Origin of the sequence: Planomicrobium sp. CPCC 101110, assembly GCF_007859395.1 — a bacterium.
GTDB lineage: Bacteria > Bacillota > Bacilli > Bacillales_A > Planococcaceae > Planococcus.
Map to the genome: position 1 here is coordinate 671,083 of NZ_VOHD01000003.1, position 19,848 is coordinate 690,930.

General features: G+C 47.5%; 17 protein-coding genes. 13 read left to right on the forward strand and 4 right to left on the reverse strand.

The annotated features are described in order from the left end of the window. Positions 1 to 150: 150 nt before the first annotated feature. The 12 genes from FQV30_RS03430 to FQV30_RS03485 all read left to right on the forward strand — a co-directional run bounded on the left by FQV30_RS03430 (position 151) and on the right by FQV30_RS03485 (position 14,770). On the forward strand, positions 151 to 1,974 hold the full coding sequence (locus FQV30_RS03430) for a cation:proton antiporter (RefSeq protein ID WP_146499557.1): 1,824 nt from the start codon (positions 151 to 153) through the stop codon (positions 1,972 to 1,974). Between the two features lie 167 nt (positions 1,975 to 2,141). After that, on the forward strand, positions 2,142 to 2,705 hold the full coding sequence (locus FQV30_RS03435; RefSeq protein ID WP_146498733.1) for an NADPH-dependent FMN reductase: 564 nt from the start codon (positions 2,142 to 2,144) through the stop codon (positions 2,703 to 2,705). Between the two features lie 147 nt (positions 2,706 to 2,852). Further along, complete coding sequence (locus tag FQV30_RS03440; protein WP_146498734.1) at positions 2,853 to 5,012, forward strand: DNA topoisomerase III; 2,160 nt, start codon at positions 2,853 to 2,855, stop codon at positions 5,010 to 5,012. A 57-nt stretch (positions 5,013 to 5,069) separates the two neighbouring features. Further along, the gene (gene ybaK, locus FQV30_RS03445; RefSeq protein WP_146498735.1) at positions 5,070 to 5,561 is read left to right on the forward strand and encodes a Cys-tRNA(Pro) deacylase; all 492 of its coding nucleotides are present in this window, start codon (positions 5,070 to 5,072) and stop codon (positions 5,559 to 5,561) included. A gap of 64 nt (positions 5,562 to 5,625) precedes the next feature. Continuing rightward, positions 5,626 to 6,267, forward strand: a complete 642-nt coding sequence (locus FQV30_RS03450) for a YczE/YyaS/YitT family protein (RefSeq protein ID WP_146498736.1) — start codon at positions 5,626 to 5,628, stop codon at positions 6,265 to 6,267. Positions 6,268 to 6,368: 101 nt separating this feature from the next. Further along, positions 6,369 to 7,019: a class I SAM-dependent DNA methyltransferase gene (locus FQV30_RS03455; protein WP_146498737.1), complete on the forward strand. Its 651-nt coding sequence runs from the start codon at positions 6,369 to 6,371 to the stop codon at positions 7,017 to 7,019. Positions 7,020 to 7,205: 186 nt separating this feature from the next. After that, entirely contained in the window at positions 7,206 to 7,679 is a 474-nt protein-coding gene (locus FQV30_RS03460; RefSeq protein ID WP_146498738.1) for an S-ribosylhomocysteine lyase, read from the forward strand. A gap of 11 nt (positions 7,680 to 7,690) precedes the next feature. Then, positions 7,691 to 8,626, forward strand: coding sequence for a PLP-dependent cysteine synthase family protein (locus FQV30_RS03465; RefSeq protein ID WP_146498739.1), 936 nt, complete (start codon positions 7,691 to 7,693; stop codon positions 8,624 to 8,626). Next, a complete protein-coding gene (locus FQV30_RS03470) occupies positions 8,623 to 9,756 on the forward strand; it encodes a bifunctional cystathionine gamma-lyase/homocysteine desulfhydrase (protein WP_146498740.1) in 1,134 nt (377 codons plus the stop codon). The genes FQV30_RS03465 and FQV30_RS03470 overlap by 4 nt, the downstream gene beginning before the upstream one ends. Positions 9,757 to 9,956: 200 nt before the next feature. Continuing rightward, entirely contained in the window at positions 9,957 to 12,053 is a 2,097-nt protein-coding gene (locus tag FQV30_RS03475; RefSeq protein WP_146498741.1) for an immune inhibitor A domain-containing protein, read from the forward strand. A 100-nt stretch (positions 12,054 to 12,153) separates the two neighbouring features. Beyond that, entirely contained in the window at positions 12,154 to 13,344 is a 1,191-nt protein-coding gene (locus FQV30_RS03480) for a glycine C-acetyltransferase (RefSeq protein ID WP_146498742.1), read from the forward strand. Positions 13,345 to 13,421: 77 nt separating this feature from the next. Next, positions 13,422 to 14,770 (forward strand): IS3 family transposase gene (locus tag FQV30_RS03485; protein ID WP_146498743.1). Its coding sequence is split into 2 segments (ribosomal slippage): positions 13,422 to 13,866 and positions 13,866 to 14,770, totalling 1,350 coding nucleotides; the frame shifts between segments, so codons are not numbered across the junction. Positions 14,771 to 14,846: 76 nt separating this feature from the next. On the opposite strand, the gene FQV30_RS03490 is transcribed toward FQV30_RS03485, so the two are convergent. From FQV30_RS03490 to FQV30_RS03505, 4 genes are all read right to left on the reverse strand, one after another. Beyond that, positions 14,847 to 16,031 carry a M20 metallopeptidase family protein gene (locus tag FQV30_RS03490; RefSeq protein WP_146498744.1) on the reverse strand — a complete coding sequence of 395 codons (1,185 nt, stop codon included), beginning with the start codon at positions 16,029 to 16,031 and terminating at the stop codon, positions 14,847 to 14,849. Between the two features lie 124 nt (positions 16,032 to 16,155). After that, positions 16,156 to 16,905, reverse strand: coding sequence for an amino acid ABC transporter ATP-binding protein (locus tag FQV30_RS03495; RefSeq protein WP_146498745.1), 750 nt, complete (start codon positions 16,903 to 16,905; stop codon positions 16,156 to 16,158). 35 nt (positions 16,906 to 16,940) lie between these two features. Next, positions 16,941 to 17,642 (reverse strand): amino acid ABC transporter permease, encoded by a 702-nt coding sequence (locus FQV30_RS03500; protein WP_146498746.1) that lies wholly within the window; start codon positions 17,640 to 17,642, stop codon positions 16,941 to 16,943. Continuing rightward, the gene (locus FQV30_RS03505; RefSeq protein ID WP_146498747.1) at positions 17,629 to 18,459 is read right to left on the reverse strand and encodes an amino acid ABC transporter substrate-binding protein; all 831 of its coding nucleotides are present in this window, start codon (positions 18,457 to 18,459) and stop codon (positions 17,629 to 17,631) included. The genes FQV30_RS03500 and FQV30_RS03505 overlap by 14 nt, the downstream gene beginning before the upstream one ends. A gap of 442 nt (positions 18,460 to 18,901) precedes the next feature. Between FQV30_RS03505 and FQV30_RS03510 the strand changes: the two genes are divergently transcribed. Continuing rightward, positions 18,902 to 19,846, forward strand: coding sequence for an L-threonine 3-dehydrogenase (locus FQV30_RS03510; RefSeq protein WP_146498748.1), 945 nt, complete (start codon positions 18,902 to 18,904; stop codon positions 19,844 to 19,846). Positions 19,847 to 19,848 lie beyond the last annotated feature (2 nt).

Here is a 19,848-nt window from a genome sequence, read left to right on the forward strand (position 1 = left end):
TAAAAAATTCAATTTTAAATCCCTCACGCCTTGCAAGTTCTTTCCCTTGTATCGATAAAACCCGTATAATGTTCAAAATAAGAAAGCATGCCTCGAAAAAGGCACAGATTAAGGAGGCAAGATACTATCGATACGTTGTTATTCGATTTAATGTTGATCATCTTTTTAGGGATATTATCTCAATGGCTTGCATGGCGTTTGCAGTTGCCGGCGATTGTTCTTATGTCTATTGCGGGGCTTCTTGCCGGACCGTTGCTGAACATTATCCATCCAGCTGAAAGTTTCGGGGAAATGTTCAGTCCGATTATCTCCTTGGCAGTAGCTATTATTTTGTTTGAAGGCAGTTTGAATTTGGATTTTAAAGAAATTAGGGGATTCAATAAGCCAGTCTGGCGGATTGTCACGGTCGGAGCGTTCATTGCTTGGATTGCCGGATCGCTCGCAGCCCATTATATGGCTGGATTGTCGTGGGCTGTTGCGTTTGTGATTGGCGGATTGTTTATCGTCACCGGACCGACTGTGATTCTGCCGATGCTGCGGCAATCCAAATTGGCGTCGCGGCCCGCTGCCATATTAAAGTGGGAAGGCATTATCGTCGATCCGTTCGGCGCGCTGCTTGCACTATTCGCATTCCAGTTTGTCCTGTTCGCGAAAGGCGACGAGACAGCAGCCGCGTTCGGCCTGTTCTTTTTGGCGTCATTGTTCGCTGTGCTGTTAGGGGTAGTAGCCGGCCGTGCCATGGGGGCGATGTTTGAAAAGGGGCAAGTTCCTGAATTTCTAAAGTCGCCGATGGTCTTTGCAGTGGTCCTGCTGACTTTTACGCTGTCGGACATGGTAATGCATGAAACAGGATTGCTCGCTGTGACGGCAATGGGGATGACGATGGCCAATATGCACATCTCTTCGATCAATGACATGCGCCATTTCAAAGAAAATATTTCGGTTCTTCTCATCTCGAGCATCTTTGTCATGCTTACTGCATCGATTCCATTGGATATTTTGATCAGCATCTTCAATTGGCGGATCGTCGCCTTCGTGCTGGCCATGCTGTTTCTGGTCCGGCCGCTCTCCATCTGGCTCTCGACGATCGGCACAGACATGACAGTGCAAGAAAAAACACTTGTCGGCTGGATTGCCCCACGCGGAATAGTGGCGCTCACAGTTTCGGGTTATTTCGCCAAAACTTTATTGGATGCAGGCTTTGAGGACGCGGAACTGTTGACGGCGTTGACATTCGCTCTGGTATTGGCGACCGTAGTGGCCCATGGCTTCACAATCGGCTGGCTGGGCAGGAAGCTGGGCTTGGCATCTTCTGCCGAACCCGGAATCATCATTGTGGGCGCCAGCAAATTTGCTACAATGCTTGCGAAAACATTACAAGATCTAAGCAAAAATGTCTTGATCATCGATTCGGCTTGGGGGCGGCTGCAGGAAGCGCGGCTTTCCGGGATTCCGGTTCATGCCGGAGAGATATTGTCGGAGCATACCGAGTACGAAGTGGATTTGACGCCTTATGAGACGATGGTCGTCGCAACCGAAACCGATTCTTACAATTCACTTGTTGTCAGCAATTTCGTGCCGGAACTTGGCCGGGACAACCTTTACCAAACGGCGCTGCAGGTCGGGGATCCGACTGTTTTCCATTCGTCGCTCAGCGGCCGGAATTTGTTTGGCGATGAATGGAATATCCATAAGCTTGATAAAAAATTGGAAGAAGGCTATAGCATTCGCAAAACGCCTTTGACGGCTCAGTACACGTACAATAATTTCCGGAAAAACAAGATAGAAGGCACCATTCCGCTGTTTGTGAAACGTGCACAAGGGCGCATCGAATTTTTCACCGGCAGCCAGGAAGTGGAGCCGAAGACCGGGGATGTTATTGTCAGTTTCTCCCCGCCTGCCTATCAGCAAGGGCGTCTGCAGGAAAAAATTGAAACAAACCGGCAAAAGGTGTTGTCTCAGTCTAAAGAATGAAATCTTCAATTCGTGAGGTTTTTCTATACGTGTTCTGAATCCTTCTTTGCTATGATAAACTCAACCGGTTATCCGTTTAGTGTGGATTACCGCAAACGGGGAAACCAAAGGAATATCCAAAGCGGCTGTTGCCGCTCTGCATATGCGCATTCAGGGAGGATTTAATGATGAAAATTTTGTTAGTGGATGGAACAATTATCGGCAGCAAAACCGGTGCCATTTTAGAGCAGGTCCAAACATATATCCAGGATTTCAATCCGGAAATGGAATTGAAGATGCTCCGCCTTGCTGATTTCGAGCATCAATTTGTCGATGGACGGCCGCTCGCCGAATACAACGACGATATGCGTGAAATCGTGCGCCGCTTTGAAGATGCGGATGGCTACATCATCGCATCGCCGATTTTCCAGGGCTCTATTCCAGGGGTCTTGAAAAACACATTCGATATGCTGCATCCGCATACAATGCGCTATAAGCCGGTATCAATCGTCGCAAACGGAGGCACTTATCAGCATCATTTGGTCATTGAAAACCAATTGAAGCCGATACTCGACTATTTCCGCTGCCTAGTGACGCCAAATTATGTCTACACGCATTCCAGCCATTTCGATGCAGCCAATACAATCATCAATGATGATGTCCACAACCGCCTTCGCGAACTGGCTCGGGTTTTTGTGCAATACGCCGAAATGAGCCAGCATTTATCGAAAGTCACACTGGACAACCATTGAGACAAAAAGAAAAAACCTCTTAGCGGAGGTTTTTTCTTTTTGCTGGGAATAGGCTCCGTGGATTCTCAAATAGGATTCCGGCGCATCTTTTCCTCTGGAAAACAGAAGATGCTATAATAATTCCTGTAGAAATGAGGGTGAAACGAAATGAAATCTTTAGTACTGGCAGAAAAACCATCTGTGGCACGCGATATTGCGCGCGTCTTGGGATGTTCACAAAAGGGAAACGGTTATCTGGAAGGAAAACAATATATTGTAACATGGGCGCTCGGCCATTTGGTGACACAAGCACAGCCGGAGCAATACGATGCTGAGTATAAAGAATGGAAAATGGAAAACTTGCCGATCATTCCGGATCCATTCAAGCTTGTGCCGATCAAGCAATCAATGAAGCAATACAATGCGGTCAAATTTCAGTTAAGCCGCGGCGATGTCAATGAAGTGATCATCGCAACCGATGCTGGCCGAGAAGGCGAGCTTGTGGCGCGCTGGATCTTGGAGAAAACGAAAACGCGCAAACCGATCAAGCGTCTATGGATTTCGTCTGTTACCGATAAAGCGATCAAAGACGGTTTCAACAATTTGAAAGATGGAAAAGCCTATGACAACCTTTATGCTGCAGCAGTCGCGCGCTCTGAAGCGGATTGGGTCGTCGGCATCAATGCGACTCGCGCACTGACGGTGAAACATAACGCGCAGCTCTCCACAGGACGCGTGCAGACGCCGACTCTTGCGATGATAGCTGAACGCGAAAAGCAGATCCGCAACTTCCAGCCAAAGCCGTATTACGGTTTGCAGGCAGTTACGGAAAAAGCTGCATTCACTTGGACGGACGGCAATTCGGCACAATCGTTCGACAAGGAAAAGGTCGACAAGCTTTTCAAACAATTGGACAGTGCGCATGAAGGTACGGTAACGGATATTAAAATCACGCCAAAACGGCAGCCGGCACCGCCTTTGTTCGACTTGACGGAACTTCAGAAAGAAGCGTACAAGCGCTATGGCTGGTCTGCGAAAGAAACGCTCAATACGCTGCAGGGTTTGTATGAGCGCTATAAAATCGTCACATATCCGCGGACAGATTCGAAGCATTTGACGTCCGATATGAAGGATACATTGAAAGACCGCATCAAAGCAGTGGAAATGGGACCTTACCGCGCGCTGGCGAACACCATTCTGAAAGGGACGGTAGCTGCTCAAAAAGGCGTTATCGACGATGCGAAAGTATCCGACCACCATGCCATCATCCCGACTGAGGAAACACCGCCGCTCCACGACTTGGGCGACAAAGAACGTAAACTTTACGATATGATCGTCAAACGGTTCCTGGCGGTGTTCTATCCGGTTCATGAATATGACCAGACAACAGTGAAGCTGACTGTCGGCGGTGAAACGTTCCAGACAAAAGGCAATACCATCCGCAATGAAGGCTGGAAACGAATCTACAATGATGAAGACGACGACAACGAAACGTTGCTGCCGGCATTTGAAAAAGGGCAGAAGCTCAACATCAAAGCAGTCGTTTTGACAGACGGCAAAACAAAGCCGCCGGCATTCTTCAATGAAGGAACACTTCTTGGTGCAATGGAAAACCCGGCGCAGTTCATGGCTGGCGAATCAAAGGAATTGATCCAGACATTGGGCGAAACTGGCGGACTCGGCACTGTTGCTACTCGCGCTGATATCATCGACAAACTATTCAACACATTCCTGATCGAGAAAAAAGGCAATGACGTCATGACAACTTCAAAAGGGCGGCAGCTGCTGGACCTTGTCCCGGAAGACTTGAAATCACCGAAGCTGACTGCGAATTGGGAGCAGCAATTGACGAAGATCGCCAAAGGCCAGCTGAAAAAAGAGCAGTTTATGAAAGAGATGATCCTGTTCGCCCAAAAATCGGTGTCGGACATCAAGAAAAGCGACCAGAAATTCAAGCATGATAATGTCACCGGCAAAATGTGCCCGGACTGCGGCAAGCCGCTGCTTGAAGTGAACGGCAAGCGCGGCAAAATGAATGTTTGCCAAGACCGCGAATGCGGCTATAAAAAACAAGTGGCTATGCAGACAAATGCCCGCTGCCCGAATTGCCATAAAAAATTGGAGATGCAGGGGGAAGGCGAGGGCAAGATATTTGTCTGCAAATGCGGATACCGTGAAAAACTATCGGCTTTTGAAAAGCGGAAAAAATCCTCACAGTCGAAAGCGACAAAGAAAGACGTCAACAAATTCCTGAAGCAGCAAGACGAGCCGCCGGTAAATACGGCAATGGCAGACGCACTGAAAAAATTGCTTGGACAAAACGATTGAGGGCTGCCGCCAATGGCAGTATGCTGATAAAAGAACGCTGAAAGGTCTGGTGGCGCCATGGCAAAGAAAATTGCAAAGACCAATGCTGCACGGATTTTAGACAAAGAAAAAATCGCCTACGATATCCTGCAATATGAACCGGGAGACGGGCTCGTTGACGGGGTTTCTGTTGCAGCGAAAATCGGCTATTCGGATAAAACTGTCCATAAAACGCTGGTGGCGGCTGGCCATTCAAAACAGCATTATGTTTTTGTCATTCCGGTTTCAGCGGAACTGGATTTGAAAAAAGCGGCAAAAGCCGCTGGCGAAAAGAAAATTGACATGGTTCCGGTAAAAGATATTCTTGCGCTGACCGGTTATATCCGAGGAGGCTGTTCGCCGGTCGGAATGAAAAAACCATTTCCCACCTTTATATCCGATAAAGCCAAGGAATTGGATGAAATCATTGTGTCAGCTGGGAAAATCGGTATGCAGATCAAACTCCTCCCAGAAGAATTGCTGAAAGTGACAAATGGACAATTGGCGGATTTAACGGTGGGAGCCGAATAACAATGCCACCCATTTATGATGAATGGGTGGTTTTTCTTATTACAAGACAGAAAGAAGTGATCGGATGAAACGTTCGTTGTATTATCGGTGGCTATTTTTCCTGTGTGGATTGATTGTTATGGCGCTCGGCTTTACGCTGACGATCAAAGGGAACAGGCTTGGGATCGGTCCCTGGGATGTCCTTCATGTCGGGCTCTTTATGAATTTCGGTTTGACGATCGGGACATGGGCAATTATCGCCGGGCTCGCCATTTTGGCGTTAACTGCCTTTTTATACCGCCGGATGCCGCAAATCGGGACATTTTTAAATATGGTTTTGGTCGGGATTTTCATCGATATTTTCAACTTCGCCATTCCTGATGTTGAAACGATGTCAGGGCAGGTTTTTGTTTTGGTGCTTGGCATTTTATTGGCCGGTATTGGCATTGGCTGCTATGTAGCGCCGAAGATAGGTGCAGGCCCAAGGGACAGTTTAATGCTGTTTGTGGTTGAAAAAACCGGTCTAAGCATCAGTGTTGTCCGGGCGGGCATTGAGGTGGCCGTGGCGTTCGTGGGCTGGCTGCTCGGCGGACCGGTCGGCATCGGCACGATTGCTGTCGCGCTCATCACCGGCAGGATCGTCCAATTCACTTTGCCATGGTTTGAAAAGGTCTTGAAAAAAATCATTGAAAAAAAGAGCGACATACCGCCAGTGCTGAAAATCTGAATGCCAAACTGGATAGTTGAAACCCCTTTCTACATATGATATAAATAAAACCGAGTAATGCTATTGGGTTTATTATAATAACCCGAAAAGGGGATATTTTCATGGGATTGGAATTTGTAGAAATTTTTGATGACTGGGTTCATACGTATGACGATTCTGTCAGCGGAAAAGATAAAGAATATAGAGATGTCTTCTTGAAATATGATGAAATTTTACAGGCGGTTGCAGATGCAGCGAGCGGTCCTGTTGTGGAATTTGGTGTCGGAACGGGCAATCTGACAGAAAAATTGCGTGCTAGTGGGCTCGAAGTGATTGGCGTCGAGCCAAACAATGCAATGCGCACAGTCACGGCGGAAAAAATGCCGGATGTCGCTATTCTTGACGGCGACTTTTTAAACTTTACAATAGAGGTTGAACCCGAAACATTTGTCAGCACCTATGCGTTCCACCACTTGACGGATGAAGAGAAAGCGGAAGCATTCAAGCTATATGCAGAAAAACTTCCGGCAGGCGGGAAAGTGGTCTTTGCTGATACGGTGTTCAAATCAGTTGAAGCACAGCAGGAAATAATCGAATTTGAAAAAACGCGTGGACATGTAAACCTGGTGGAAGACTTGAACCGCGAATACTATACTACTCTGCCGGTGATGAAAAGCCTGATCGAAGCAGCAGGCTTCACAGTGGAATTCACGCAGCTTAACAAGTACGTTTGGCTGATCGACGCGACAAAGAAAAGCGGCAACGGCCGGTAAGCTCTGACAAAGAGAAAAGCGGAAGCGCCTGTTCAGCTCTGACTTATGTCCTGAAGAGCTAGGCACCGGAGACTGGACAAGCGCTTGAGAGCTTGAGGTTCATGGCGGTCTTGGCCATGGGCAGAAAGACCGAAGTGCCAACGGCCAACAAGGGCAGAACAACAAACCAAAAGGAGATGGGTACAAATGAAAAAAATGAATGTTGAAAGCTTTAACTTGGACCATACGAAAGTAGTGGCGCCATACGTGCGTTTGGCTGGAGAAAAAACAGGCGCAAACGGCGACACGATCCGCAAATATGACATTCGTTTCAAACAGCCGAACAAAGAGCATATGGATATGCCTGGCCTTCACTCGCTTGAACATATGATGGCTGAGCATAGCCGCAACCATTCGGACCAGATTATTGATATCGGGCCGATGGGCTGCCAGACCGGTTTTTATTTGTCGGTCATCAACCATGACGATTATGATGATATCTTAAGAATCTTGGAAAACACATTAAAAGATGTGATTGCGGCTGACGAAGTTCCAGCTTGCAACGAAGTGCAATGCGGCTGGGCGGCAAGCCATAGCCTGGAAGGTGCCAAGGAATTAGCGCGTGAAATGCTGGCGAAAAAAGATGAGTGGCGCCAAGTTTTTGCAGACGAAGCTGTTTAAGGAGAAGAGACATGAAATATGCAACAGGAATCCAGCAGCTGATTGGAAACACGCCGCTGCTGGAATTGACACATATGGACATCCCGAACCAATGCCGGATTTTCGCGAAGTTGGAATATTTTAACCCGGGCGGCAGCGTCAAAGACCGCCTGGGTGTTTCATTGATTGAAGATGCAGAACGCCGCGGATTGCTGAAGCCAGGCGGCACAATGATCGAACCGACTGCCGGCAACACCGGAATCGGTTTGGCGCTTGCGGCAATCGGCAAAGGCTATAAAGTGAAGTTTATCGTACCGGAGAAGTTCAGCCAGGAAAAGCAGGCGCTTATGCGCGCACTTGGAGCGGAAGTTATCAACACACCGACCGAAGCCGGCATGAAAGGCGCCATCGCGAAAGCGAAAGAAATGGCAGAGCAGGAAAACGCCTTTTCTCCTTCCCAATTTTCAAACCCGGCCAATCCGGAAACTTATGTGCGGACACTCGGCCCGGAGCTTTGGGAAGCATTGGATGGCAAAATCGATATCTTCGTAGCGGGTGCAGGATCAGGCGGCACATTCATGGGAACATCGCGTTATTTGAAATCAAAGAACAAAGCCATCAAAACGTCCATTGTCGAACCGGAAGGGTCAATCCTGAACGGCGGCCAAAGCGGTCCCCATTTGACGGAAGGAATCGGCATGGAATTTTTGCCAGGCTATATGGACGAATCTTATTTCGGTTCAATCCATACCATTACCGACAAAGAAGCATTTGCAGCATTGAAAGAATTGGCGAAAAGGGAAGGGCTGCTAGTGGGAAGCTCATCCGGGGCCGCGTATGTTGCGGCGCTGCGGGAAGCCGCAACAGCGGAACCTGGAAGCCATATCGTCACCGTATTTGCTGACTCGAGCGAACGCTATATGAGCCAGGATATTTACGGAAGAACGTTCGAGGAGGATAACAAATGAGAGCAAAAACTAGATTGATTCACGGCGGAATTTTTGGGGACGAGACGACTGGTGCCGTTTCCACGCCAATTTATCAAGTCAGCACATATAAACAAGATGCAGTTGGCAAGTTTAGAGGCTATGAATATTCACGTACAGGCAATCCGACGCGCCATGCGCTTGAGGAATTGATTGCTGATGTTGAATACGGCCATGCAGGATTTGCGTTTGCTTCAGGGATGGCGGCTATTTCTTCCGTTATGATGATGTTCTCTTCGGGAGACCACATTGTTTTGACTGATGACGTTTACGGCGGCACTTATCGTGTGATGAATAAAGTCTTAAACCGTTTTGGCCTTGAATTCACATTCGTGGATACAGGGGATTTAGCTGCAGTCGAAGCAGCGGTCCAAGAAAATACAAAAGCGATTTTCATTGAAACACCGACAAACCCGTTATTGAAAGTGACGGATATTGAAGCGGTGGCCGAATTTGCAAAATCGAAAGGTTTATTGACGATTGTGGATAATACGTTCATGACGCCATATCTGCAAAATCCGATCAAACTTGGTGCGGATATCGTCTTGCACAGTGCAACAAAATACATCGGCGGCCACAGCGATGTCGTTGCGGGATTAGTTGTAGTGAACACAGCAGAACTTGCCGAGCAGCTCCACTTTGTCCAAAATTCAATCGGCGCGGTTCTTGGGCCGCAGGATTCCTGGCTGTTGATTCGCGGATTGAAAACGCTTGGCATCCGCATGGAAGAAACAAATGCCAATGCCCTCAAGATTGCACAATTCCTTGATCAGCACGAAAAAGTCGGCTTGGTCATTTACCCGGGCCTTGAATCGCACGTGGGCCGCGAATTGATGCAGAAACAAGCCACCGGTTTCGGCGGCATGATTTCATTTGATGTAGGCAGCAAAGAAAAAGCGGGCGAACTTATTGCGAAACTCAAGTACTTCACGCTTGCGGAAAGCTTGGGAGCGGTGGAGAGCTTAATCTCGGTGCCAGCTCAAATGACCCATGCTTCGATTCCTGTCGAACGCCGCGGGGAGCTTGGCATTGTTGAAGGCCTTGTCCGTATTTCGGTAGGCATCGAAGATGTGGAAGACTTGATGGAAGATTTGAATAATGCTTTGCAATAATTGGGAGAGAAAGAGCTGCAGCGAGATGCAGCTCTTTTTTATATGGAAAGGAAATCATAAATTTATCAAAAAGATAATTATCTTTCTTTAATTTATTTTGATAGGCGAAATATTACATATGTCCTATTTTGAATAATATTATGAGTTGATAATATACTTATAAGAAGGAAAATTCTGATAGCGATGAGAGGGGAAGGAAGATGAAGAAAAGCAAATGGGTTTCAATTTTTTCTGCAAGCGTGCTGGCATTAAGCTTGTACTCTCCGGCAGCTGCTGCACCGACTGAATCCGTGCCTTCAGCTTCGTTGAAGGACTGGAACAGCGAGCGTTATGGGGAACGGGTGGATATTGACCAAAAATTAAACGAGCTTTCTCAAAATGCGGATTTCTTGAAAGAAGCGGAAAAGAAGATAAAAGCACAGGCGGATGAAGTGGCGGCTTCCGAAGAATCGGCAGATGCGAACTCATCATTTACATATGACGGCGGAACTAAACTCTTTTTAAATCGAAACTTGAAATTCAAAGAGTTCACCCTCCGCAGCGTAGGCGACAATGTGGAAATTTGGGTAGCAAACGATTTGGCATATGGCCCGAACAATCCGAAACCGGCTGACGTCGTGACACAAGCGCAAGTCGACAAATTGCGCAACGAATTCGACAGCAATATCTACCCGAAAGCGACCGAATTCTTTGGGACGCCGGATCAGCTGGACGGCTCCAAATCCCCTCTTCCAGGAATGGTCGGGCTGCCTGAAGGTTATTATGAAGGCTCCGACAAAGTCATCATGCTTGTGGACAACGTCCAGGATGAAGGATGGAACAATCCGGCGTATCCATTTTTCGTAGCCGGATTCTTCTGGCAGACACTTGAAAACTACACGGACCGCAATATCATCACAATTGATACGAATTCATGGGAAACTCGCCTTGAATCGACATTCTTCGGGACGACGATCCACGAATTGCAGCATTTGATCCATGCCGATAATGACGGCGCGGAAGAAACATGGTTGAACGAAGGGATGTCAACATTCTCCGAATTCCTCGGCGGTTACGGCCACGGAGAAGGTTCAATCAATTTCTACCTGGATCATCCGGAAAATTCGCTGGTCAACTGGGATGAGCATGGAACTGCCAAAACAGGACCGGAAACGATTGCAGATTACGGACAAGTTTACTTGTTCACGCTTTATATGTACGATAAATTCGGCCAAGAGTTTATTCGTGAGCTTGCGGTTGACGGCAATAGCCAAGGCATGGCAAGCGTAGATCAAGTTCTTAAGAAATACGGCTCTGATAAAACGTTTACGGAAATTTACCAGGACTTTATGACAGCGCTGACTTTGGACAATTCAAATGTTGATAGCGACTATAACTTCGACAGCATCAACCTCCGCGAATTGCCGGTTGGCACTGATGGAAGCGTCCGCGGAAAAACGATCGACTTTGAAAAAGCGAAAACATTTGAAAAAGAAGGCGTGCCTGCTTGGGGCGGCGATTTCAAAGAATTCAACTTTGGAAAAGACGTACGCGGCTTGAAGTTTGACGGCGCTGATTTCCTTCCATTGCAGTGGAAGACGGTTGCTAACCCTTTGGATCTTGCCGAACAAGTGCTGCATGCCAACAACGGCGATGAAGCCGACCAAGCTTTGATCTTTGGTGCCACGGTTCCGGCTGGAAATGCAGTTTTGACATTTGACCATTACTACGATATTGAAAAGAATTGGGATTACGGTGTTGTTCAAGTATCCGCGGATAATGGGGAAACTTGGACTTCATTGGCAAACGGCAACACAAGTACTGAGGTCGTTGATGAAGGTCATCCGACAATCAAAGAAAATGTACCAGGCTTTACTGGCCATAAATTGGCTTGGTCTACAGAAACTTTCGATCTTTCGGCATACGCTGGCCAAGAGGTGCTGGTTTCATTCCGCAACTTGACGGACTGGGGCTATAACGACACAGGGTGGTTCATTAAGAATATTCAACTGGGTGATTTTTCTGCTGATGGAACTTCCACTGAGCCGTTCCAATCACTTGGGCAGTTGAAAGGGGAATACGTGAATTTCACAACAACGTTCGTCCAAACGAAGAAGAATGGCGAAGAGCGCGTCTTCCATGTAGATCCATTCAACGTGACAAACAAAGAAGCTCTTGATCTGCAGCAAGTGCTCCGTGAAGGCAATGTGAAGATGATCACTTCTTACGCAGCTGAGCCGGGACAAAAAGAAGCCCAGGAATTCACATACGAAGTGCTTTATAAAAAAGATAAGCCGAACAAAGGGAAAAAAGAATAACAAGCAAGGGAAAAGCGGACTGCAGTCCGCTTTTTCTTTTGGCCGATTTTTGGGGTATGATAAGATAAGTACAGAATTTTGTTTTGAAAGGAAGAGAACATTGTCGAAAAAACTAGATGCTTTTTTAGATGCTAATTTGAGCGAACTAAAAGAACAGGGATTATATAACGAAGTGGATCCGGTAGAAGGGCCGAATGGGCCGATCATCAAAGTGCGCGGCAAAGACTTGATCAATTTGTCTTCGAACAATTATTTGGGCCTTGCAACAAACGAAGATTTGAAAAAAGTGGCGAAAGAAGCCATTGATAAATACGGAGTCGGCGCTGGAGCAGTCCGTTCGATCAATGGAACATTGGATTTGCATGTGAAATTGGAAGAGAAATTAGCGGAATTCAAAGGGACAGAAGCGGCAATTTCCTACCAGTCAGGTTTTAATTGCAACATGGCTGCGATTTCTGCTGTAATGGACAAAAACGATGCAATTCTTTCCGATCAGCTGAATCATGCGTCAATCATTGATGGCTGCCGCTTGTCGAAAGCGAAAATCATTGCTTTCAAGCATTCCGATATGGAAGATCTGCGCGCGAAAGCGAAAGAAGCGACAGAATCCGGTTTGTACAGCAAAGTGATGGTCATTACAGATGGCGTCTTTTCAATGGACGGCGATATTGCGAAGCTTCCGGAAATCGTGGAAATCGCCAAAGAATTCGACTTGATCACATATGTGGATGACGCGCACGGTTCAGGTGTAACAGGCAAGGGGAAAGGCACTGTAAAGCATTTCGGCCTTGAAAAAGAGATTGATATGCAAATGGGCACATTGTCCAAAGCGGTCGGCGTTGTCGGCGGTTATGTTGCCGGGAAAAAGAACCTGATTGACTGGCTGCGCGTCCGCTCACGCCCGTTCCTGTTTTCGACAGCAGTGACGCCTGGTGATGTCGCGGCAATCATTTCTGCATTGCAGATGATCATTGATTCCACGGAACTCCACGATAAACTATGGGACAACGGAGATTATTTGAAAAAAGGCCTGAAAGAGCTTGGCTTTAATATCGGTGATTCTGAAACGCCAATCACGCCATGCATCATCGGCGACGAAAAATTGACGCAAGAGTTTTCAAAGCGCTTGTTCGAAGAAGGCGTTTATGCAAAATCCATCGTCTTCCCGACAGTTGCCAAAGGCACGGGACGCGTCCGCAACATGCCGACAGCGGCGCATTCTAAAGAAATGCTCGACAAAGCGATCGAAGTTTACTCTCGAGTCGGGAAAGAACTTGGCGTTATCAACTAAATTAAAAAACCCGCCCGGCTTCCTGAACTGCACCGAAATTGTTAGACACAACTAACAAGGGAGGTGCAGTTTTTTCTATGGCGAAATTTACGGTTGAAGACAAGATACGGGCTGCTCGCGCCTATTTAGCCGGCCAGGAGTCGAAAGAAGAACTTGCCAAACGGTATGGCGTCAACGCCAGAGGGCTCCAACAATGGGTGGAACTTTATCGGCATCATGGCGAAGACGGGTTGCGGAAACGGTATACAAACTACACAGCCGAGTTTAAACTGGACGTACTGAACTTTATGAAAGATACCGGGGCATCCTCGCTTGAAGCAGCCGCCGTTTTCAATATTCCAAGCCGGACCACGGTAGGGAAATGGAAGAAAGCGATGGATCAAAGCGGAACGGAAGCCCTCATTCCAATGAAAAAGGGGCGTCCACCCATGAAAAACAAACCGAAAAAACCGACAAATCCCGTAATGCCGAAAGAATCCCTCCAAGAAGAAGTGGAACGGCTGCGCATGGAGAACGCATACTTAAAAAAGTTGAATGCCTTAGTGAAGGAAAAGGAACGCTCACAACGCAACTCAAAGCCCAAGTAATCTACGAGCTAAGGCATGATTTCAAGGTCGTCGACCTCATCAAGGTGGCAGCTCTTCCGAGAAGCACCTATTATTATTGGATCAAACACCAGGAACGCCCCGACAAATACAAAGAGGCAAAAGAGCTGATTTCCGCCATCTTTCACGCGCACAAAGGACGTTACGGGCATCGGAATATCCACATCGAATTGAGGAAAAGAGGCATCCAGCTTGATCCGAAAACCGTTCTGAAGTTGATGAAAACGATCGGCCTTACGTGCCGGGTACGGATGAAGAAATACCGTTCCTACCGGGGGAGCGTCGGGAAGGTTGCCCCGAATGTATTGGGGCGAGATTTCTCTGCCGAGAAACCGAATCAGAAGTGGGTAACCGATGTGACGGAGTTTGCTCTTTTTGGCCAGAAGCTTTACCTATCGCCTGTGCTGGACCTGTTCAACAGCGAAATCATTGCCTATACGGTTCAAGGCCGGCCAACGTTCGACCTGGTTTCCACGATGCTTGAACAAGCTTTTGAGCGGCTGGATTCCGAAACGGAACTGGTCCTCCATTCCGACCTGGGCTGGCAGTACCAGATGGCGAAATACCAAAAAGCGTTGGCCAACCGAAACATCACCCAAAGCATGTCCCGTAAGGGGAACTGCCTCGACAACGCTGTGATTGAGAACTTTTTCGGCATTCTCAAGACGGAGCTCCTGTACCTGCAGGAATTCGAGAGTGTGGAGCACTTCCTCCAGGAACTGGACGCCTATATGGTGTATTACAACCAGAAACGAATGAAGTCCAAATTAAAAAACATGAGTCCGGTTGACTACCGAACTCATGTGCAACAAGCCGCTTAAATTATTGTCTAACTTTTTTGGGTCAGTTCATTCCCGGGCGGGTTTTTTATATGGATATAGAGAGGGGCTTTTTAGCTCAATAACTTGTTTGGTTCTGGGCTTCAAAATAAACTGCCGCGAACACTTTCGCCGCAATGAGCATCGCTTCTTCATTAAAGTCAAAGTTTTCATGATGGTGCGGATAGACAAGCGTTTCATCCGCCATTTTCGCTCCGACAAAAAAGAATGCCCCGGGAACGACCTGCGTATAGTAAGCAAAGTCTTCAACCGGCATGACCGGCTGAATTTCCCTTACCGCTTCTTCGCCGATTGCAGCGCGGGCGGCTGTACGGACGATGTCCATCGCTTCGGGATGATTCCATAGAGAATCATAGCCGCTTTCGATAATCACTTCCGCGCTGGCTCCCATTGCGCTGGCCACGTTTTCGGCTATTGCGGTCACCCGTTCGCTTGCAAGCTTCCGGAGTTCGGGATTGAAGACGCGGATTGTCCCTTCCAGCACAGCCTCACTGGGGATGACATTGTCGGCTTCACCGGCATGGAATTTACCGATGGTGACCACCAATTCCTGCAGCGGATCGGTGTTCCGGCTGACGACCGATTGCAGCGCAATCATAATATGACTTGCGGCCAAAATGGGATCCACGCCAAGGTGCGGTTCAGCCCCATGGGTTCCGGAGCCTCGCACAATGATTTTGATGGTATCTTCAGAAGCTTGTAAAAAACCATCGCGCACAAACACTTTTCCATGCTCCAAACTGCTTTGGACATGCGCCCCATACACCAAGTCGACGCCTTCCAGGCAGCCGTCGGCAATCATCGCCCGGGAACCGCCAGGAGGTGCTTCTTCGCCAAATTGATGGATCAGGACGATGGTGCCTGGCAGTTCTTCCTTTATGGATACCATTGCTTTGGCAAAGCCCAGAAGGCCTGCTGTATGGCCGTCGTGGCCGCACGCATGCATGACTCCTGGAACTGTTGATTTATAGGCTGCTTCTTTTCTGTCGTCAATAGGCAGTGCGTCAAAATCAGCACGGAAAGCGATCGTCTTGCCGGGCTTGCCGCCCCGGATATAGCCGACAACGCCATTTCCTCCTATGCCGCGGTGCACTTCAATGCCCATTTTTTCAAGTTTGGAGGCAATGAATTCAGGCGTTTCGACTTCCTGATGGGACAGCTCCGGATGCATATGAAGATGGCGGCGGATTTCAACCATTTCATCGAACAGGGATTCAAGTGTATCTATGATCAGCGTTTGCATATAGTAAAGGCTCCTTTAATGTGGAAGTATATTAAACACAATATAAGTATAATTATACAGCAAGAAAGGAGCTGAGGAAATCACTCCATAAAAAAACTCGCCGCCATTTTTGGCAGCGAGTCTTTTAGATAACATCTGTCTTTTCAATCAAACTCAAAAATTGGCGTGTGCGCGGTTCTTTCGGGTTGTTGAAAACCTCTTCAGGACGGCCGCTTTCGACGATTTTGCCGCCATCCATAAACAGGACTTCATCCGCAACGCCTTTGGCGAAGCGCATTTCATGCGTTACGACGACCATTGTCATTCCCTCAGAAGCCAAGTCCTTCATCACTTGCAGCACTTCACCGACAAGTTCCGGATCAAGCGCCGAAGTCGGTTCATCAAACAGCATGACTTTCGGTTCCAGCGCAAGCGCTCGGGCAATGCCGACACGCTGTTGCTGTCCGCCTGACAATTGGAATGGGTAATAATCCTTCTTGTCGCTAAGGCCGACCTTTTCCAAAAGCTGCTCGGCTTTTTTTCGGGCCGCCGCTTTATCTTTCTTTTGGACAATAACCGGGCCTTCCATGACATTTTCAAGCGCCGTCATGTGCGGAAACAGATTGTAATGTTGAAAAACCATGGCGGACTGCTTGCGGAAAGCCGTCACTTGTTTTTTCGAAAAGGTTTTTGAAAAGTCGGCGGTCTGATCATCGATTGTCACCGTGCCGGCAGTGGGCGTCTCCAGGATATTCAAGCATCTTAGAAACGTCGTTTTACCGGAGCCGGAAGGGCCAATGACCACAACAGCCTGCCCTTTTTGAACGTCCAGGTCAATGCCTTTCAGAACTTCAAGGTCGCCGAATTTTTTGTGTAAATTTCGAATGGAAATCATAGCTCGCTCCTTACTGCAATTGTTGAATGCCCTTATTATCTGGATACATAACGGTCAAATCGGTGCTCCAGTCTGCCTTGGCCGACTGACAATGCAAAACAGACGACCCAGTAGATAAGTGCCGCTTGCCCGTATAGCAATAGAAATTCATAGTTCGTTGCGGCAATTTGCTGAGCAATGCGGAACATTTCCGTAACAAGAATAAGTGATGCCAAGGAAGTATCTTTTACCAAACTGATGAATGTATTCGAAAGGGGAGGGATGGATACACGCGCCGCTTGCGGCAAGATCACGCGGCGAAGCGCCTGTGTATAGGTCATGCCAATTGTATTGGCAGCTTCCCATTGCCCTTTCGGTATGGACAAAATTGATGCCCGGATAACTTCAGATGCATAAGCCCCCACGTTCAAGGAAAAGCCAAGGACAGCGGCCGGAAACGGATCAATAACGACTCCGATGGAAGGCAATCCATAAAATAGAATGAACAGCTGAACCAATAATGGTGTACCTCGGATAACGGAAACATATACACGCGCAATTACCTGGAATATTTTAATGGTAGAAATTCGGGCTAAGGCAGTAATGACCGCCAATACCAGCCCGAGTATAAAAGTGATAACCGTTAAAGGTATTGTATACTGAACCAACCCTTCCAGTAATGGCACCCAGGCTGATTGAGCAATTTCCATGAGCCGCTCTGTTCTGACTGGATCTGAGAAAATACTACTCAAGTACATTTTCGCCAAACCACTTATTGGAAATTTCTTCGTACGTGCCGTCTTCAATCATTTCATCGAGCGCTTTGTTGACTTCTTCAACGATTGCGCCGCTGTCTTTTCTGAATAGCAAACCGCTTTGAGCTGCATCATCAGCTTCATCGACCACTTTGATGTTTGCATCAGGGCGTTGTTTCAAGAAGTCCAAAACAGTCAAGTTATCGTTGACAGTTGCATCAACCCGGCCTGAGTTAAGCAGTTCAATCGCCTGGTTAAACCCTTCGACGCCTTCGATTTCAGCTCCGAAAGAGCGTGCTGTTTCCGCATAGTTGCTTGTTAAAGACTGTGCTGATAATTTTCCTTCCAGATCCTCAAAGCTTTTGATTTCCGTGTTGTCTTTTCCTACAACCAGTACCGCTTGTGAAGTGATATAAGGATCTGAGAACTCATAGCTTTCCTGGCGTTCAGGATTGATGCCGACTTGGTTTGCGACCATATCAAAGCGCCCTGCATCAAGTCCGGCAAACATGGCATCCCATTGCGTTTCCAAAAATTCAACTTCAACGCCAAGGCGCTTTCCGACTTCCTGCGCGATTTCCACGTCAAACCCGGTCAATGTTCCAGCATCATCGTGGAAAGTGAAAGGAGGGTATGTCCCTTCAGTGCCGACAACCAATTTTCCTTCTTCCTGCACTTTTGCCAACAGGTCTTGTTCTGTGCTTCCAGATCCTGCAGCATCATCTGTTGTTGGATCTTCCTGAGGCGAACCGCCGCCGCAAGCAGCGAGCAATACTATAGTGCTTAGCAGCAATAATAACAACAAGCTAATTTTTTTCATTTTGATCTCCTCTATTTCCTATAGAATTTTTGTTAATAGACCGCTTCCCCTGCTCCTTTGCACCAAATCCATACTCCTCATTTTTATACCCTGTTTTGGCGGAAAGAAACGGCAAAACTAAGCAGAGCGGAATAGTAGGTTTAAAGGGCGGAAAACCCTATTAATAATTAAAAAAGAGCCCATAAATACTTTGTTTCCAGGGCTGTTTCATTATAGCACCCCTTATTCGCCAGCTCAATAAAATAGTTTGAAGTCAGTATATTGCCATGTGAAAACGTAAGGGGCCCTTTTGAGAAACTGCTGAACAGTAAAAGTGATTGTGTTTTTATAACGAACAACTTATAATGGCATCATAGGAAACCGCGTAAAATCAATAGATATCTCAGTATAAATGTTTTTCTGCACAGGACAAATGTTTTCTTATTTGGAAGGAGTTTGAAAGATGAAGCGTATTATGATTACCGGGGCATTAGGCCAGATCGGATCTGAACTTGTTGGGAAACTGCAAGGGATATATGGTATGGACAATGTATTGGCGACAGATATCCGGCCGGCGGCAGCGGAAAACGGGCCGTTCGAGCTGCTTGATGTGACAGATGGACAGCGGATGTTTGATTTAGCGAAAGATTTCAAAGCAGATACCATGATGCATATGGCGGCATTGCTGTCGGCGACAGCAGAAGAAAAACCATTGCTTGCCTGGAACTTGAATATGGGGGGATTGGTAAATGCACTTGAAGCTTCCCGTGAATTAGGCATGCAGTTTTTCACGCCAAGCTCAATCGGCGCTTTCGGCCCTTCAACTCCAAAAAAGAACACTCCTCAAGACACTTTGCAGCGACCTACGACAATGTACGGAGTCAACAAAGTAGCGGGGGAGCTGCTGTGCGATTATTATTTCCACAAGTTTGGCGTCGATACCCGTGGTGTGCGCTTTCCGGGCTTGATTTCGTACGTGGCACAGCCAGGAGGCGGCACAACAGATTACGCAGTGGACATTTACTATAAGGCGATTGAACAACAGGAATATGCCTCTTATATTGCGGGCGGAACTTATATGGATATGATGTATATGCCTGACGCTCTGCAGTCGATTGTCGATTTGATGGAAGCTGACGCGTCGGGCTTAGAGCACCGCAACTCTTTTAATGTAACGGCGATGAGTTTCGAGCCCGAAGAAATCGCGGCATCAATCCGCAGGCACATTCCCGGATTCAAACTGTCTTATGCCGTCGATCCGGTTCGCCAAGCGATTGCTGACAGCTGGCCGGACAGCATCGACGCTTCAGCAGCGGAAAACGAATGGGGCTTTAAAACCCGATACGATTTGGATGCTATGACAGCCGATATGCTGGAAAAATTGAAAATCAAATTACAGAACGTATAAAA

Bases quoted from the DNA above. Each gene is read 5' to 3' on its own strand.
- FQV30_RS03430 (WP_146499557.1), top strand. From the start codon at position 151: ATGTTGATCATCTTTTTAGGGATATTATCTCAATGGCTTGCATGGCGT.
- FQV30_RS03435 (WP_146498733.1), top strand. From the start codon at position 2,142: ATGAAAATTTTGTTAGTGGATGGAACAATTATCGGCAGCAAAACCGGT.
- FQV30_RS03440 (WP_146498734.1), top strand. From the start codon at position 2,853: ATGAAATCTTTAGTACTGGCAGAAAAACCATCTGTGGCACGCGATATT.
- ybaK (WP_146498735.1), top strand. From the start codon at position 5,070: ATGGCAAAGAAAATTGCAAAGACCAATGCTGCACGGATTTTAGACAAA.
- FQV30_RS03450 (WP_146498736.1), top strand. From the start codon at position 5,626: ATGAAACGTTCGTTGTATTATCGGTGGCTATTTTTCCTGTGTGGATTG.
- FQV30_RS03455 (WP_146498737.1), top strand. From the start codon at position 6,369: ATGGGATTGGAATTTGTAGAAATTTTTGATGACTGGGTTCATACGTAT.
- FQV30_RS03460 (WP_146498738.1), top strand. From the start codon at position 7,206: ATGAAAAAAATGAATGTTGAAAGCTTTAACTTGGACCATACGAAAGTA.
- FQV30_RS03465 (WP_146498739.1), top strand. From the start codon at position 7,691: ATGAAATATGCAACAGGAATCCAGCAGCTGATTGGAAACACGCCGCTG.
- FQV30_RS03470 (WP_146498740.1), top strand. From the start codon at position 8,623: ATGAGAGCAAAAACTAGATTGATTCACGGCGGAATTTTTGGGGACGAG.
- FQV30_RS03475 (WP_146498741.1), top strand. From the start codon at position 9,957: ATGAAGAAAAGCAAATGGGTTTCAATTTTTTCTGCAAGCGTGCTGGCA.
- FQV30_RS03490 (WP_146498744.1), bottom strand. From the start codon at position 16,031: ATGCAAACGCTGATCATAGATACACTTGAATCCCTGTTCGATGAAATG.
- FQV30_RS03495 (WP_146498745.1), bottom strand. From the start codon at position 16,905: ATGATTTCCATTCGAAATTTACACAAAAAATTCGGCGACCTTGAAGTT.
- FQV30_RS03500 (WP_146498746.1), bottom strand. From the start codon at position 17,642: ATGTACTTGAGTAGTATTTTCTCAGATCCAGTCAGAACAGAGCGGCTC.
- FQV30_RS03505 (WP_146498747.1), bottom strand. From the start codon at position 18,459: ATGAAAAAAATTAGCTTGTTGTTATTATTGCTGCTAAGCACTATAGTA.
- FQV30_RS03510 (WP_146498748.1), top strand. From the start codon at position 18,902: ATGAAGCGTATTATGATTACCGGGGCATTAGGCCAGATCGGATCTGAA.